The 16,720-nt window shown below is 52.9% G+C and carries 11 protein-coding genes and 2 pseudogenes; 12 read left to right on the forward strand and 1 reads right to left on the reverse strand.

The window, feature by feature from the left end; translation table 11 throughout:
- Positions 1-4 precede the first annotated feature (4 nt).
- The 5 genes and pseudogenes from DXA55_RS19235 to holA all read left to right on the forward strand — a co-directional run bounded on the left by DXA55_RS19235 (position 5) and on the right by holA (position 6,377).
- Positions 5-693: pseudogene (locus tag DXA55_RS19235) on the forward strand (response regulator transcription factor).
- Positions 638-2,116 (forward strand): sensor histidine kinase, encoded by a 1,479-nt coding sequence (locus DXA55_RS07825; RefSeq protein ID WP_242998406.1) that lies wholly within the window; start codon positions 638-640, stop codon positions 2,114-2,116. The pseudogene DXA55_RS19235 and the gene DXA55_RS07825 overlap by 56 nt, the downstream one beginning before the upstream one ends.
- 12 nt (positions 2,117-2,128) lie before the next feature.
- Positions 2,129-3,052: a GerMN domain-containing protein gene (locus DXA55_RS07830; protein WP_055227346.1), complete on the forward strand. Its 924-nt coding sequence runs from the start codon at positions 2,129-2,131 to the stop codon at positions 3,050-3,052.
- On the forward strand, positions 3,049-5,322 hold the full coding sequence (locus tag DXA55_RS07835; RefSeq protein WP_117804122.1) for a DNA internalization-related competence protein ComEC/Rec2: 2,274 nt from the start codon (positions 3,049-3,051) through the stop codon (positions 5,320-5,322). Before DXA55_RS07830 ends, DXA55_RS07835 begins: the two co-directional genes overlap by 4 nt.
- A gap of 71 nt (positions 5,323-5,393) precedes the next feature.
- A complete protein-coding gene (holA, locus tag DXA55_RS07840; protein ID WP_117813625.1) occupies positions 5,394-6,377 on the forward strand; it encodes a DNA polymerase III subunit delta in 984 nt (327 codons plus the stop codon).
- A gap of 327 nt (positions 6,378-6,704) precedes the next feature.
- Here holA and rpsT read toward each other — a convergent pair whose 3' ends face one another.
- Positions 6,705-6,968: a 30S ribosomal protein S20 gene (gene rpsT / locus DXA55_RS07845; RefSeq protein ID WP_022462214.1), complete on the reverse strand. Its 264-nt coding sequence runs from the start codon at positions 6,966-6,968 to the stop codon at positions 6,705-6,707.
- Between the two features lie 181 nt (positions 6,969-7,149).
- Between rpsT and gpr the strand changes: the two are divergent.
- The 7 genes and pseudogenes from gpr to DXA55_RS07875 all read left to right on the forward strand — a co-directional run bounded on the left by gpr (position 7,150) and on the right by DXA55_RS07875 (position 16,717).
- Positions 7,150-8,036, forward strand: a pseudogene (gene gpr / locus DXA55_RS07850) (GPR endopeptidase).
- A gap of 23 nt (positions 8,037-8,059) precedes the next feature.
- Complete coding sequence (locus tag DXA55_RS17665; RefSeq protein WP_242998408.1) at positions 8,060-8,836, forward strand: hypothetical protein; 777 nt, start codon at positions 8,060-8,062, stop codon at positions 8,834-8,836.
- On the forward strand, positions 8,836-9,465 hold the full coding sequence (locus DXA55_RS07855) for a stage II sporulation protein P (RefSeq protein WP_242998421.1): 630 nt from the start codon (positions 8,836-8,838) through the stop codon (positions 9,463-9,465). The genes DXA55_RS17665 and DXA55_RS07855 overlap by 1 nt, the downstream gene beginning before the upstream one ends.
- A gap of 95 nt (positions 9,466-9,560) precedes the next feature.
- Entirely contained in the window at positions 9,561-11,375 is a 1,815-nt protein-coding gene (gene lepA / locus DXA55_RS07860; protein WP_117813627.1) for a translation elongation factor 4, read from the forward strand.
- Between the two features lie 88 nt (positions 11,376-11,463).
- Positions 11,464-12,597 (forward strand): radical SAM family heme chaperone HemW, encoded by a 1,134-nt coding sequence (gene hemW, locus DXA55_RS07865; protein ID WP_117813629.1) that lies wholly within the window; start codon positions 11,464-11,466, stop codon positions 12,595-12,597.
- Between the two features lie 124 nt (positions 12,598-12,721).
- Entirely contained in the window at positions 12,722-15,550 is a 2,829-nt protein-coding gene (gene uvrA / locus DXA55_RS07870; protein WP_117509506.1) for an excinuclease ABC subunit UvrA, read from the forward strand.
- A 168-nt stretch (positions 15,551-15,718) separates the two neighbouring features.
- Positions 15,719-16,717 (forward strand): rod shape-determining protein, encoded by a 999-nt coding sequence (locus DXA55_RS07875; protein ID WP_117761048.1) that lies wholly within the window; start codon positions 15,719-15,721, stop codon positions 16,715-16,717.
- The last annotated feature ends 3 nt before the right edge of the window (positions 16,718-16,720 follow it).

Genomic DNA, 16,720 nt, shown 5'->3' on the forward strand with positions numbered 1-16,720 from the left:
AGAAATGGCAAAGAAAGTTCTTGTAGTTGATGATGAAAAACTGATCGTAAAAGGAATCCGCTTCAGCCTGGAGCAGGACGGCATGGAGGTTGACTGCGCATACGACGGCGAGGAAGCACTCTCCATGGCAAAAGAAAAAGAATACGATATGATCCTTCTGGATCTGATGCTGCCAAAGCTGGACGGATTGTCCGTCTGCCAGCAGATCCGTGAATTTTCCAACGTTCCGATCGTCATGCTGACCGCAAAGGGCGAGGACATGGACAAAATCCTGGGACTGGAATACGGCGCAGATGATTACATCACAAAGCCGTTCAACATTCTGGAAGTAAAAGCACGCATCAAGCCATCATGCGCCGTGCGGCCCGCCAGGAGCCAAAAGAAGAGAAAGCAAAAGTCGTACAGGTGAAAGACCTGCGGATCGACTGCGAGAGCAGAAGAGTCTTCATCGGAGACCGCGAGATCAATCTGACTGCGAAGGAGTTCGATGTGCTCGAGCTTCTCGTCTTCAATCCGAACAAGGTGTACAGCAGAGAGAACCTGCTGAACATTGTCTGGGGCTATGAGTACCCGGGCGACGTGCGCACCGTAGATGTACATATCCGCCGTCTGCGCGAAAAGATTGAGAAAAATCCAAGTGAACCGAAGTACGTTCACACAAAGTGGGGAGTTGGTTACTATTTCCAGGCTTAAAAACAAAGAAAAATGGAAGTTTCTGCGGAGTCTGCGCTTCCGCATCACGGTGATTCTTGTGATCATCGGCATTGTACCGTGTGTGATCCTTGAGAAGAGCATCGTAAACAGCTATGAGGACCGTGCGGTATCGGTGCGCAGCATTACCGTAAAAAATCAGTGCGATATTATCTGCAACCAGCTCATCCAGCAGAATTACATGGAAGATCCTGGATCGGATGTCATCAACGGACAGCTCAGTATGCTGACGAATATCTACGGCGGCAGAATCCTGATTATCGACCAGGATTTCCGCGTCATCAAAGATACGTACGATATGGACCGCGGAAAGACGATTATCTCGCAGGAGGTCATCCAGAGCTTTCAGGGCAAGGAGACGAGCCAGTACGACCGGAAAAACAACTATCTGGAAATGACGGTGCGGATTCAGAATACCGAGACGAAGGAGACGCTCGGCGTTATGCTCGTCAGCATTTCGACGGATGAGATCCGTGCGAATATGAAAATTCTGGAGACGAAGGGAATGACGATTCTTTCGATCATTACGCTTCTCGTGCTGGTCTTTGGCTATCTGCTCGCGGGCATTCTGATGAAGCCGTTCCAGAAGGTCACCCGTTCCATCGAGGACATCACCGACGGCTATCTCGACGAAAGCATTTCTGTTCCGGATTACCTCGAGACAGAGCTGATCACGGACGCATTCAACAAGATGCTGACCCGCGTCCGTACGCTCGACGATTCCCGCCAGGAATTTGTTTCGAACGTCTCGCATGAGTTAAAGACGCCGCTTGCGTCCATGAAGGTTCTGGCGGATTCGCTGAACGGGCAGGAGGGCGTTCCGGTGGAACTTTATCAGGAGTTCATGCAGGATATTACCTCGGAGATCGACCGCGAAAACCAGATTATTACCGACCTTTTGTCGCTGGTCAAGATGGATAAAAAGGTGGCAGACCTCAATATCACCCAGGTCAATATCAACGAGCTGTTAGAGCAGCTGCTGAAGCGGCTTCATCCGATTGCCGCACAGAAAAATGTGGAGCTCATTCTCGACAGCTTCCGCCCGGTCAATGCGGAGGTGGATGCGACGAAGCTCTCGCTGGCGTTCTCGAACCTGATCGAAAACGGCATCAAATACAACAACGAGAATGGATGGGTGCGTGTATCCTTAAATGCGGATCACAAATATTTCTACGTGACGGTGGCAGACTCCGGCATCGGCATCCCGGAGGAGTCGATTGCGCATATCTTCGAGCGTTTCTACCGCGTGGACAAGTCCCACTCGCGGGAAATCGGCGGAACCGGCCTTGGCCTTGCGATTGCGCGGAGCGCGATTGTCATGCACCGGGGAGCGATCCGTGTATACAGCAAAGAAAACGAGGGAACGACATTTTCCGTGCGGATTCCTCTGAATTACGTGATGTAGGAGGTGGCGCACATGAAACGGATACTTGGCGTACTGCTGGCCGGCGTGCTGCTTCTTAGCGGCTGCGGGCAGTGGCAGAAGAGCCAGAAGGAGTCGGCGTATCACCTGTACTGCCTGGACAAAACCGGCACAACACTGGTGCAGGAGCCGTATGAACCAAAAGAAGGAACGGATCAGAAACTGATCAAGGAGCTGGTTGACGCGCTGCAGGAGAAACCTGCCAAGGACGGAAACCAGGCACTTCTTTCCAATGGGATTTCCATCAAGACGTATACGCTGGAGAACGGGCTCCTTACGCTGAACTTAAGTGGAGAGTACGGAGAGCTTGCGCGGCCGCAGGAGGTTTTGGTGCGTGCAGGACTGGTGCGTACCTTTGTGCAGGTTCCGGAGGTGGAGCGCGTGACGCTTCTGATTGACGGGGATCCGTTAAAGGATTCCAAAGGACGCGAGATCGGAACGATGACGGCGGACAGCTTTCTGGAAAATTCCGGAAGGGAAATTTATCAGTATCAGTATGCGACGCTGACACTGTATTTTGCAAATGAAGCAGGCGATCATCTTGTGAAAGAGACGCGGCGGGTGCCGTACAGCACGAACATTCCGCTGGAACGTGTCGTGGTGGAGCAGCTGATGAAGGGACCGAAAGAAGACGGCCACTATGCAGTGCTGCCGGATACGATGAATGTCTTAAGTGTCACGACATCCGATCGGATTGCCTATGTGAATTTTGACAAATCTTTTAAGGATTCTGCGCTTTCGAGTGTGGCGGAGCAGATTCCGATTTACGCGGTGGTGGATTCCATCACGGCGAACTGTAAGGTGGATAAGGTGCAGTTTTCCATCAACGGAGAGAGCGATGTAACCTTCCGTGAAACGATGAAACTCAATCAGTTCTACGAGGAAGACCTGTCTTATCTGGAGGAAAAAGATACATGAGAAAACGGCCCATGTGCCTGGCGTGTCTTGGATTCATGCTGGTGCTTGTGCTGCTGCGGATTGCGGGCGTGCCTCTTGGCACGCCTTTTTCTGACCCCAAATACGAAAACAAAGCGCAGCAGGGCAGGAAGGTGTGGATTGCAGGGACAATTGAAACGTATGAGAAAAAGAGCAGCAACAACGGGTATGTGCTGCGTGGGGAGGGAAGCAAAGGGAAAATTTATCTGCTCGCAAAGCGGGGAGATCTGCCGGTCGGAGCCGCTGTGCGGGTGTACGGAACTGTAAAAAAGCCGGAAAGCCCGCGCAATCCGGGGATGTTTGATGAGAAAACATATTATGAGGGAAAAGGCTGTGCGTTCTACGTGATTTCGGAACGGGAGGAAGTTGTGGATGTCGGGCGGTGGAATCTCGGCGAAGCGCTCCGGCTGGAGCGGGAGCGGTGCTGTGCCGTTTTAAAAGAAATGATGCCGGAGGAGGAGGCAGGTGTGCTTTCTGCGATGCTGCTCGGGGAACGGTCGGAACTCACGGAGGAGACGTATCTGGCGTATCAGCAGAGCGGTCTGCTGCACCTGATTTCCGTTTCCGGCATGCATCTGATGCTGCTCGGCATGGCACTCCGACGGCTGCTGATGGCACTGCATCTGCCGAAAACTCCCGCATCTCTGGCAGCGGCCGCCGGTATGGTGCTGTATGGCATGTTTACCGGCAGCGGAACGGCGACCGTGCGTGCAGTGGTGATGTTTGCGGTGCGGATGGGAGCTGTCGCAGTGGGAAGGACGTATGATTCCTTAAGTGCGCTCTCTCTTGCGGCAATTCTGATGCTGGCGGAAAACCCCTCGTATCTGGAGCAGAGCGGGTTCTGGCTTTCGTTTGGAGCAGTAACAGCCATTTCCGGGGTTTATCCGGTTCTGGCGGGGGAGAAGGCGGAACGGAAGAGACGCGGGGAAAAAACGGGGTTGGAAAAGCTTGCGGCGAAAGGAAAAGAGGCTGCGATGGTGTACCTTTCCCTGCAGCTTGTCATGATCCCGCTGCAGGCGTGGTATTTTTATGAGATTCCGCTCTTTGCGTTTCTGCCGAATCTGTTTGCAGGAGCTGTCATGACGGCGGTGCTGCTGACGGGTGCTGCGGGGCTTCTGGCGGGACTGGCAAGCGTGAAAGCGGGAAGTGTTGTTCTGCTTCCGACGCGGTTCCTGCTCACACTTCTGCGGCAGATGACAGCGGCGGTCGCACAGATTCCGGGAAATGTGTGGATCTGCGGTCAGCCGGAAAAATGGCAGATGGCAGGATATGGAATCATTCTGACCGGTCTGCTGGTGATACTGTATGTGCGAAAACGAAAACGGGAGATGAATCCGGATGGGGCAAAACGAAAAGGTGCGCAGGCACGAAAGCGGGAGCGGATGCTCTTTGGTATTACCATGTTTTTTGCCTGTGTTCTGCTTTTTTACCGTCCCCGGGAAACGTTTTCCATTACAGCGCTGGACGTCGGCCAGGGCGATTCGCTGGTGGTGGAGAGCGGCCGTTTTGTGATGCTGAATGACGGCGGGAGCAGCAGTGCGTCTGCGGTCGGGGAAAAAAGGATTCTCCCATATCTGAAACAGCGCGGCATTGCCGCTCTTGATGCCGTTGTTGTCACGCACCCGGACGCAGATCACACGAACGGAATCCTCGAACTGCTGGAGCTGATCGGGGAGCAGAAAACGGCGCTTCGCATCCGCCATCTGTTCCTGCCTGTGTGGATGAAAGGAAGCGAAAAAGAAAATCCTTTTATTTTAGCCGCACAAAAAGCGGGAATTATGGTAGAATATCTAAAAAAGGGAGACGAGATCCGTGCAGGAGAACTCACCGTATCGGTACTTCATCCGGGAGCGGGCGAAGACTATACGGGAGAGGAAAACGCCGGAAGTGTTGTATTACAGCTTTCCTGCGGTGCCTGCCGCGCACTTCTGACGGGAGATCTGGAGGGAAGCGGAGAAGAAGAGGTCCTGGGGGCGGCAGAGCGGTGCCAGATTTTAAAGGTGGCGCACCACGGCTCGAGAAATTCAACGAGCGAGGCATTTCTGAACCGCATACAGCCGCAGATCAGCCTGATTTCCTGCGCGTGGCCGGGACGGTACGGCCATCCGCACCGGGAGCTGCTGGAGCGGCTTCGTGCCTGCAAAAGCCATATCTACGGAACACCGGTGGATGGAGCCGTGACAGTACAGCTGAAGCGTGACCGCCTGGCGGTTCACGGATACCGGTCGGATGTGGAATTTCCCGTCTCCTGAATGGTCAAAAGCTCCGGCTGCTGCGGCACTGCGCAAACGTGCTTCTGCCGGAACAAAAGAAAGAGGATGGAATGAAAAGCATTTTAGAAGATATCAAAACGCAGAATTTTAAGCAGGCCTACCTGCTCTACGGAGAAGAAGCCTATCTGAAGCATCAGTATAAAAACAAGCTGAAAAACGCACTGCTGCCGGAGGACGACACGATGAATTTCTCCCGCTTTGAGGGAAGAGGAACCGAGATTCCCAAAGTGATTGACCTTGCGGAGACGATGCCGTTTTTTGCGGACCGCCGTGTGATTCTGCTGGAAAATACAGGATTTTTCAAAAACAAAGCCGACGCGCTGGCAGACTACATGGGATCCCTGCCGGATTATCTGGTGCTGATCTTCGTGGAGGAGGAAGTCGATAAGCGGAACCGTATGTACAAGGCGGTGCAGAAGCAGGGAAGAGCAGTGGAATTTGCTCGTCAGGACGAAAAGACGCTGATGACCTGGGTACTCGGCATGATGAAAAAAGAGGGAAAAAAGATCACGCGCCAGGATATGGAAGATTTTCTGGAAAAGACGGGCACGGATATGGGAAATATCTCGCAGGAGCTGGAAAAACTGCTCAGCTATACGATGGGAAGAGATGTGATCACGCGGGCGGATATCGAGGCAGTCTGCACAACGCAGATTACGAACCGGATTTTCGAGATGATCCGCGCGGTAACGGAGAAGAAGCAGCGGAAAGCGCTTGATCTGTATCAGGATCTGCTGGCTTTAAAGGAGCCGCCGATGCGGATTCTCTTTCTGCTGACACGCCAGTTCAATCTGCTGCTGCAGGTCAAAGAGCTGCTGGCAGAGCACTGCGATCAGGCGACGATCGCAAAACGGACGGGACTGCAGAGCTTCGTTGTGCGGAACTATATTCCCATGTCGCGCCAGTATGCGGCGGAGGAATTAAAAGCGGCGGTCAATGACTGCGTGCAGATGGAAGAGGACGTGAAGACGGGAAAAATTTCCGATCTGCTGAGCGTGGAGCTGCTGATTACGAAATACAGCAGGGCGGCGTAAGAGCAGAGTTTTCTATAGCAAGACCCGAAAATAATGCAAAAAAGGCAGTGCTGCTGAGCGCGAATTGCAAGGAACAGATTTGAAGGCGTACCGGGGTACGACGAAAATCTGTGACGCAGTAATTCACGCTCTGCGGTGCTGAATTTTTTGCATTATTTTCGGGGATTGCTATAAAAAGAACAAGGCGTACCGGTACAGGAAAACTGGCCGATACGCCTTGTTCTGTGTTTATCAAAAGATCTGTCGCGGCGCACTCTTTTGGTAAGCATAAAAAAAGAACCCAGCCACATGACGGTATGACTAAGTTCTCTTTGTTTTATATCTTTATTATGCGATTGAGTTTACAGCTTTGCTCAGATTGGATACTTTTCTGGCAGCGTTGTTTTTATGATAAACGCCTTTAGAAGCAGCCTTGTCGATGGTAGAGATCGCATTTACTAATGCAGCAGCAGCAGCCTCTTTATCGTTTGCAGCAACAGCAGCATCTACTTTTTTCATAGAAGTCTTAACTGCAGAACGGATTGCTTTGTTGCGGTCTGCCTTTGTCTGATTTACCAGGATTCTTTTCTTTGCGGATTTAATGTTAGCCAAACTGTACACCTCCAATATTTTTAAAATTAATGTGATTTAAGGGATGTTATTCAATGGAACAGACACGGGCGCTCCACTGAAACATGCTTTATTATCCTATAATATTTCGCATGGTTTGTCAATACATATTTTTGGAAAAATTGCAAAAACTACAACAAAAATACAGGAGAAGGAGAAAAGTATGATAGGAAAGTATAGGATGCGGACAGACCTGGCGATGGAGAATCAGGAAAAATTTGAGAGGGACCATGTGGAGATCTCCGGGGTCGAGATTGAGAAGAAGAAAAGAAAGGCGGAAATTCAGACAACCATTGTGAAAATCACATCGGAGCAGGGTGCAAAATGATGGGAAAGCCGAAAGGGACGTATGTGACGATCGAAGCGCCGCTGCTTTTGACGGCAGACGAGGAGGAGAGCCGGAAAGCGGCGGAGGAGTTTTCCCACTGTCTGATGGAAATGGTGCCGGAAGCGTGCGGATCCGTTCTTGTGGCCGGCCTCGGCAACCGCGGCATCACGCCGGATGCGCTCGGGCCGGAGACGGTGGAGCAGCTTAACGTTACGCGCCATCTGGTGCGCACCTACGGAAAGAAGGGCCGGGAAGTGAGTGCCCTTGCTCCCGGCGTTATGGCACAGACGGGCATGGAGGCAGTGGAAATCCTGCGCGGAACGGCAGAACAGACCCATCCAGATGTGATTCTCGCCGTGGATGCCCTTGCCGCATGCAGTATTCACCGGCTGAACTGTACGATCCAGCTTGCCGACACCGGAATCTGGCCGGGCTCGGGCGTCGGAAACCACCGCAATGCCTTAAATCAGGAGACGCTCGGCGTGCCGGTCATCGGAATCGGTGTGCCGACCGTTGTAGGGGCAGGAACGATCGTCCACGATGCCGTCGCAGGCGTTCTGGAATCGCTGGAGGAGTCCGAGATGGATGAATTTCTGGGAGAAGTCATTTCACCGGCGCTCGAAAGCCTTTACGTGACGACAAAAGAGATCGACGAGATGGTCCGCCGCCTGGCCGGGGTTCTTGCGGCAGGTATGAATCAGGCATTTTCCGGGGAACTGTAACATATCATGAATATGGTGATAATATGTGGAATGCCAGGCGAAATGGACGATGGTTCGGATGGGGATGTCTTTTCCTGTCCTGCAGTATACTGCTGTTCCGCAGTGCAGCGGTTCTCCGGAAAAATCATTTCTCAGAGGGGAAAGTTCTGCTGCAGCGGGCGGCAGCACAGGCGGAGCAGTTATCCGTGGATGTGATGATGCCGCTTCTTTTTTATGACGGAAAAGAGGACGGAAGGGGATGGATGGAAAATCTCCTCGCGGCAGTGCGGGATCAGATACCGGCGCTTCGGGAGGGAAGCACGGCAGAAAATAAGCTGTCTGCCGGGACAGAAGCAGCGGAAACGGATACGGCGAAGCAGGATTCGAATCCGGGACCGGGAGCAGAAAGAGGGCAGACAGAATCGAAGGAGCAGGGAACTGAGGAAGATCAAAAGGATGGAACTCAAAAAGATGAAACTCAAAAAGATGGAATGGAAATCACGGAGCCGGAGCAGACGGAAACAGGAATCACAGAACCGGCAGCCGGAGAGTCGGCATCTACGGCAGAACCCGAAGCGCCACAGTCTGTCCCGGAGGAGACCATCGAAACCGGCGGCGCACCGCGTGAGATTCTCTACCCGGAGGCCGACACGATTCAGGAGACAATTTCCCCTGACCTTCTTGCTGACCCGCAGGCGCTCCTGAACCGCTTCTTCGTTGTCGATCCCAACACTTCGGTCCTGCCGGGCGAGATCGACGGCAGCACCCTGCTCGGAAAAGACCTGACCCTGCCGGAAAATGCCGAGGCCCGCAGATTCTGATCTATCATACCCATTCGCAGGAAACCTTCGCCGATTCCCGTCCGGGAGAAAGAGCGGACACGGTAATCGGCCTCGGTGATGATCTGCAGGAGCTTCTGGAAAAGCAGTACGGATACGAAGTGCTTCATATTACAGAGGCATTTGACATGAAAGAAGGCTGTCTCGAGCGGAGCCGCGCCTACAACTACGCGGAGCCGGTCATCGCAGCGGCGCTGGAAGAACACCCGTCCATTCAGGTCGTGATCGACCTGCACCGGGACGGGGTCAATGGTTCAAAACGTCTTGTGACAGAAATCAACGGAAAGCCGACCGCGCAGATCATGTTTTTCAACGGCCTTTCCCGCACGAAAGAAAGCGGCGAACTGACAAGCCTGCCCAATCCGTATCAGGCGGAAAACCTTGCATTTTCCTTTCAGATGGAGTATGAGGCAAAACAGTATTATCCCGGCTTTTCGCGCTGTATCTATTTAAAAGGCTACCGCTACAACCTCCATCTCCGCCCGAGATCTGTTCTTCTCGAGGTTGGTGCGCAGACGAATACGGTCGAGGAGGTGAAAAATGCAATGGGGCCGTTTGCGGATATCCTGCATAAGGTTCTGTCGGGCAAAAGTCCGGCATCAGGCGGATAAATTTATCTTGCTTTTTTGAGTGGAATTTCGTATCATACAAAATAGACATGAGATAAAATTGATATTTAACCCGTGAAAAAGCAGGAGGAAAAAACTTGTCAGGAATAGATCAGAGTAAAATTCGTAATTTTTGTATTATTGCCCATATCGACCATGGAAAATCAACCCTTGCGGACCGTATTATTCAGAAAACAGGCCTTTTGACCGAGCGTGAGATGCAGGATCAGGTGCTGGACAATATGGATCTGGAGCGTGAGCGCGGCATCACGATCAAGGCACAGGCGGTCCGTACCGTATACAAAGCGGCCGACGGCGAGGAGTACATTTTAAACATGATTGACACCCCGGGCCATGTTGACTTCAACTATGAGGTTTCCAGAAGCCTTGCCGCATGCGACGGCGCGCTGCTCGTTGTCGATGCATCGCAGGGTATCGAGGCGCAGACCCTTGCCAACGTCTATCTCGCCCTTGACCATGACCTGGATGTGTTCCCGGTCATCAACAAAGTAGACCTTCCAAGCGCCGAGCCGGACCGTGTAATTGCAGAGATCGAGGATGTCATCGGACTGGAAGCGCAGGATGCTCCGCGGATTTCCGCAAAAACCGGCCTGAACGTGGACGAGGTGCTCGAACAGATCGTACAGAAAATTCCGGCACCGGAAGGTGATCCGACGGAACCGTTAAAAGCACTGATTTTCGACTCTGTTTACGATGCATACCGCGGCGTCATCATTTCCTGCCGTGTAATGGAAGGAAGCGTGAAAAAAGGAACGAGAATCAGCATGATGGCGACAGGCGCTGTCGAGGAAGTTGTCGAGGTCGGCTACTTCGGCGCAGGCCGTCTGATCCCGTGCGACGAGCTCTCCGCCGGAATGGTAGGCTATATCACCGCCAGCATCAAAAACGTGCGCGACACCCGCGTGGGTGATACCGTGACCGATGCCGACCGTCCGTGTGCAGAAGCACTGCCGGGCTACAAAAAAGTCAACCCGATGGTATACTGCGGCATGTACCCGGCCGACGGCGCACAGTACGGCGATCTGCGCGACGCGCTGGAAAAACTGCAGTTAAACGATGCATCCCTCTTCTACGAGCCGGAGACATCGGCAGCACTGGGCTTTGGCTTCCGCTGCGGTTTCCTTGGACTGCTTCACCTGGAAATTATTCAGGAGCGCCTGGAGCGTGAGTACAATCTGGATCTCGTGACGACCGCACCGAGCGTTATCTATAAGGTTCACAAAACCGACGGAACCGTCATTGACCTGACCAACCCGTCGAATCTGCCGGACCCGTCCGAGATTGATTATATGGAAGAGCCGCTGGTAAAAGCAGAGATTATGGTGACGACCGACTACATCGGACCGATCATGGAGCTCTGCCAGCAGAGACGAGGCCAGTATCAGGGAATGGAATACATGGAGACGACGCGTGCGATGCTTCATTACCATCTCCCGCTGAATGAGATTATCTACGATTTCTTTGATGCCTTAAAATCCCGCTCCAAAGGTTATGCGTCATTCGACTACGAGCTGCTCGGCTATGAGAGAAGCGAGCTTGTAAAACTCGATATCCTCGTCAATAAAGAAGAAGTGGATGCGCTGTCCTTCATCGTATTCGAGGGATCTGCCTACGAGCGCGGAAGAAAGATGTGCGAGAAGCTCAAAGAAGAGATTCCGCGGCAGCTCTTCGAAATCCCGATCCAGGCGGCTGTCGGATCGAAGATTATCGCCAGAGAAACCGTCCGCGCGATGCGCAAAGACGTCCTTGCCAAGTGCTACGGCGGCGATATTTCCCGAAAGAAGAAGCTGCTGGAGAAGCAGAAGGAAGGTAAGAAGCGGATGCGCCAGGTAGGAAACGTGGAGATTCCGCAGAAAGCCTTTATGAGCGTGCTGAAACTGGATGAAAATTAAGAAATAAAAATGAGACCGGCCTGTCGGCGCCGCCTGCTGTTGCGGGAGCGCAGGGGCCGGTCTTTCGATCGTACGGAGGAAAAGCAGAATGAATAAAAAAAGAAAACCACTGGAACTCTATGTGCATATCCCGTTCTGCATCCGGAAATGCGCCTACTGTGATTTTGTCTCGGGACCGGGCACGAAAGCAATGCAGAAGGAGTATGAAGAGGCTCTGCTGGCAGAAATCGATGCAGCGGAAGAGACGGCAGAAAGTGAAGTGATTTCCGCCTTTTTCGGCGGCGGAACACCATCCGCAGTGGATGCCGGAATGCTCGCCCGTGTGATGGAAAAACTGCGGAGCAAGTACGTTTTTTCAGAGGATGCTGAGATTACGCTGGAGGCCAATCCGGGAACGCTGGATGCGGAAAAACTGAAATGTTACAGGAAGAGCGGCTTCAACCGGATCAGTATCGGCTGTCAGTCGGTTCACGATGAGGAGCTGAAACGGCTGGGAAGAATCCACACGTTTGCGGAATTTCAGGAGAGTTTTGCACTGGCACGGGATGCCGGGTTTGCGAATATCAACGTGGATCTGATGTCAGGTCTGCCAGAGCAGAGTGAAAAGAAATGGGAAGAGAGTCTTCGGACGATCGCGGAGCTTTCTCCGGAGCACATTTCCGCCTACAGCCTGATCGTGGAGCCGGGAACCCCGTTTGCGGAGCAGAAACTGGATCTGCCGGATGAGGACACAGAACGCGAAATGTATGCCAGAACGGCGGAAATCCTCGCAGAATACGGCTTTTTCCAGTATGAGATTTCCAATTATGCAAAGCCGGGCTTCGCATGCCGCCACAATATCGGCTACTGGAAAAGGACGGATTATCTGGGGTTCGGGCCTTCCGCGGCATCGTTATTCGGAAACCGCCGGTGGACGAACACGGCAGATCGATCTTTGTATCTGAAAGCGTGCGGAGCACTGGAAAAGATCCGTGAGGATGAGGAAATTCTTTCCCGGCAGGATGCCATGGAAGAATTTATGTTTCTCGGCCTTCGAATGACACAAGGGATCTCGACGGCGGAGTTTGAGGAGCAGTTTGGAAAGGAGATCCATGCCGTATACGGCGGGGTTCTGAAGAAATACGAAGCGGTGCATCTTTTACGGGAACACAGCGGGCGCCTGGCTCTGACACGCGATGGGATTTCCGTCAGCAATGTGATTCTGGCAGATTTTCTGCTGTAAAAAGATGATAAAGAAATAGAACAAATGTTTGCATAACGCACGGCGGTGTGCTATAATGGGAGAAAACGAGACAAGATTCCTGTCCCTGTCCGGACAGGGATTCCAATTAATAAGAGGAACAGTTATGGCAGAGAAAAAAGAGTTTATCAGAATACGGGGAGCCAGGGAGAACAACCTGAAAGCACTGAATGTCGATATCCCCAGAAACCAGTTTGTTGTATTTACGGGCCTCAGCGGTTCAGGAAAGAGTTCGCTTGCGTTTGACACGATCTATGCGGAGGGCCAGCGGCGGTACATGGAGAGCCTTTCCTCCTACGCGCGCCAGTTCTTAGGACAGATGGAAAAACCGAATGTGGACAGCATCGAAGGCCTGCCGCCTGCTATTTCGATCGATCAGAAATCGACGAACCGGAACCCGCGTTCCACCGTCGGAACCGTGACGGAGATTTACGATTACTTCCGTCTTCTGTACGCGAGAATCGGTATTCCGCACTGCCCGAAGTGCGGAAAAGTCATCAGCCGCCAGTCGGTGGACCAGATGGTCGATCAGATCATGGCACTCCCGGAGCGGACGAAAATCCAGCTTCTCGCGCCGGTTGTGCGCGGCCGCAAGGGAAGACACGAAAAGGTGCTCGAACAGGCAAAACGCAGCGGCTATGTCCGCGTGATGATCGACGGCAGCCAGTATGAGCTGTCCGAGGAGATTACGCTGGATAAGAACCTGAAACACAACATTTCCATTATTGTGGACCGTCTTGTAGTCAAACCGGACATTGAAAAACGTCTGACGGATTCCGTCGAGAATGTACTGGATCTGGCGGACGGCCTTCTGGTGGTCGACACGATGGACGGAAATCAGCTCAACTTCAGCCAGAGCTTTTCCTGCCCGGACTGCGGCATCAGCATGGAGGAGATTGAGCCGAGAAGCTTTTCCTTCAACAACCCGTTCGGCGCCTGCCCGAGCTGTGCCGGCCTTGGCTACAAGATGGAGTTCGACGAGGATCTGATGATTCCGGACAAGACCGTATCCATCGCAGACGGAGCCATCACCGTGCTCGGCTGGCAGTCCTGCACGGACAAATCGAGCTATACGAGAGCCATTCTCGATGCGCTCGCAGAGGAGTACGATTTTTCCCTTTCCACTCCGTTCTGTGAATATCCGAAAAAAATCCACGATATCCTGATTTACGGAACGAACGGAAAATCCGTCAAGGTGCATTACCGCGGTCAGCGCGGCGTCGGTGTGTACGATGTGGCTTTTGAGGGGCTGATCAAAAATGTAGAGCGCCGCTACCGTGAGACCGGATCGGATTCTACAAAACAGGAATACGAAACCTTCATGCGTGTGACCCCGTGCCAGGCGTGCCATGGCCAGCGTCTGAAACCGACGTCGCTTGGTGTGACGGTCGGAGATAAAAATATTTTTGAAGTAACATCCCTTTCCATCGACAATCTGCAGAAGTTTATGCAGAACCTCGAACTCTCCGAACAGCAGCTGCTGATCGGAAAGCAGATTTTAAAAGAGATCCGTGCGCGTGTGAGCTTCCTTGCGGATGTCGGATTAAACTATCTGACCCTGGCGCGCGGAACGGCATCGCTGTCCGGCGGTGAGGCGCAGAGAATCCGTCTGGCAACGCAGATCGGCTCCGGCCTTGTCGGTGTCGCCTATATTCTCGACGAGCCGAGCATCGGTCTTCACCAGAGAGACAACGACAAACTTCTCGCGACGCTGAAACATCTGCGTGACCTCGGAAACAGCCTGATCGTCGTGGAGCACGACGAGGATACGATGCGCGCCGCTGACTGCGTTGTCGATATCGGCCCGGGAGCCGGTGAGCACGGCGGAGAGCTGGTGGCGATCGGAACAGCGGAAGATCTGATGAAAAATCCGAATTCCATCACCGGAAAATACTTAAGCGGAGAGCTGAAAATTCCGGTTCCGTCCGAGCGCAGAAAGCCGACGGGCTGGCTGAAGGTAGTCGGAGCAAAAGAGCACAATCTGAAAAATATCAACGTGAATTTCCCGCTTGGTGTCATGACCTGCGTGACCGGAGTCTCCGGATCGGGAAAGAGTTCCCTTGTCAATGAAATTCTGTACAAACGGCTGGCAAGAGATCTGAACCGTGCGCGGACGATTCCGGGTGCACACAAAGACATCATCGGTATGGAACAGCTCGATAAGGTCATCGACATCGACCAGTCCCCGATCGGAAGAACACCGCGTTCCAATCCGGCAACGTACACAGGTTTGTTTGATCAGATCCGCGACCTGTTTGCGGCAACGCAGGATGCCAAGGCGCGCGGCTACAAGAAGGGAAGATTCAGCTTTAATGTGAAGGGCGGCCGATGCGAGGCCTGCGGCGGCGACGGTATCCTGAAGATCGAAATGCACTTCCTGCCGGATGTCTATGTGCCGTGTGAGGTCTGCCATGGAAAACGGTACAACCGTGAGACACTGGAAGTCAAATACAAAGGAAAGAGCATCTACGATGTGCTGAATATGACGGTCGAGGAGGCACTGGAATTCTTCAGGCCGGTACCGTCGATTTTCCGGAAATTACAGACCCTGTACGATGTCGGCCTTTCCTACATCCGCCTCGGCCAGCCGTCCACCACGCTGTCCGGCGGAGAAGCGCAGCGTATCAAGCTCGCAGCAGAGCTGAGCCGCCGCGGCACGGGAAAAACGATCTACATTCTCGACGAGCCGACGACGGGACTTCATTTTGCGGATGTCCACAAACTGGTGGAGATTCTGCACCGCCTGTCCGAGGGCGGAAATACCGTCGTTGTTATCGAACACAATCTGGATGTCATCAAGACGGCGGACTATATTATTGATATCGGACCGGAGGGCGGAGACGGCGGCGGAACCGTGATTGCGTGCGGAACGCCGGAGGAAGTGGCCAAGAGCCCGGTATCCTACACCGGAAAATATGTCGAAAAATATCTCTAAAAAATCCTTTCCATTTTAAAAGGGATTGTATATAATAAGAAGCGGGTTGGGTTCAGAACACATTCGATCCTTTTGTGTTTCGGGTGTTTTGAACCCGAACTTATTCTATACAAATTTCAAACAGATTAAAATAAAGAAAAATAAAAGAGAACAGGAAAGGGGATTACTATGGCTGCAACGACCGATATCGGAATTGATCTGGGGACGTCCAGCATCCTGGTCTATGCCAAGGGAAAAGGCATTGTATTAAAGGAGCCGTCCGTAGTTGCGTATGATAAAGATGCAGATAAAGTACGGGCAATTGGAGAAGAAGCGCGTCAGATGATTGGACGGACACCGGGCAATATTATGGCGGTCCGGCCCATGCGGCAGGGCGTGATCACGGACTTTCTGATCACCGAGCGCATGCTGCGCTACTTTATCCAGAAGGCAATGGGAAGAAGAGCATTCCGGAAACCGAGAATCAGCATCTGTGTGCCGTCCGGTGTGACGGAAGTAGAGCGGAAGGCTGTGGAGGAGGCAACGTACCAGGCGGGAGCCCGGGAAGTGCTGATCGTGCCGGAGCCGGTGGCAGCGGCAATCGGATCCGGAATTGACATTACGAAACCATGCGGAAATATGATCGTGGACATCGGCGGAGGCACGACGGATATCGCTGTGATCTCGCTTGCGGGAACCGTTGTTTCCAATTCGGTCAAGATTTCCAGTGAGACATTTGACCAGGATATCATCCGCTATGTACGGAAAACATACAACGTATTTATCGGAGAACAGACCGCAGAGGCAGTGAAAATCCGGATTGGTTCCGCTTATCCGCGGGCCGAGGAGAAAACGATGGAGATCAAGGGAAGAAACGTCATCACCGGACTTCCGGCGACGATTACGGTTTCCTCCGACGAAATCCGAGGTGCCCTTGCCCAGACGACAAACCAGATTGCGGACGCGATCTGTGCCGTACTGGAAAAAACGCCGCCGGAACTGGCATCCGATGTTTCCGACCGCGGCATTATCCTGACCGGAGGCGGCAGTCTCCTTGCCGGAATGGACGAGCTGATCCAGGAGCGGACCGGCATCAATACCGTGACAGCAGAAAATCCGGCGAGCGTCGTTGCGCTTGGAACCGGCCAGTACCGCGAAGTGATGAATGAATTTGAAAGCCAGTTTTGATAA

It is taken from the genome of Blautia sp. OF03-13 (genome assembly GCF_003460685.1).
GTDB classification, from domain to species: Bacteria; Bacillota; Clostridia; order Lachnospirales; family Lachnospiraceae; genus Fusicatenibacter; species Fusicatenibacter saccharivorans.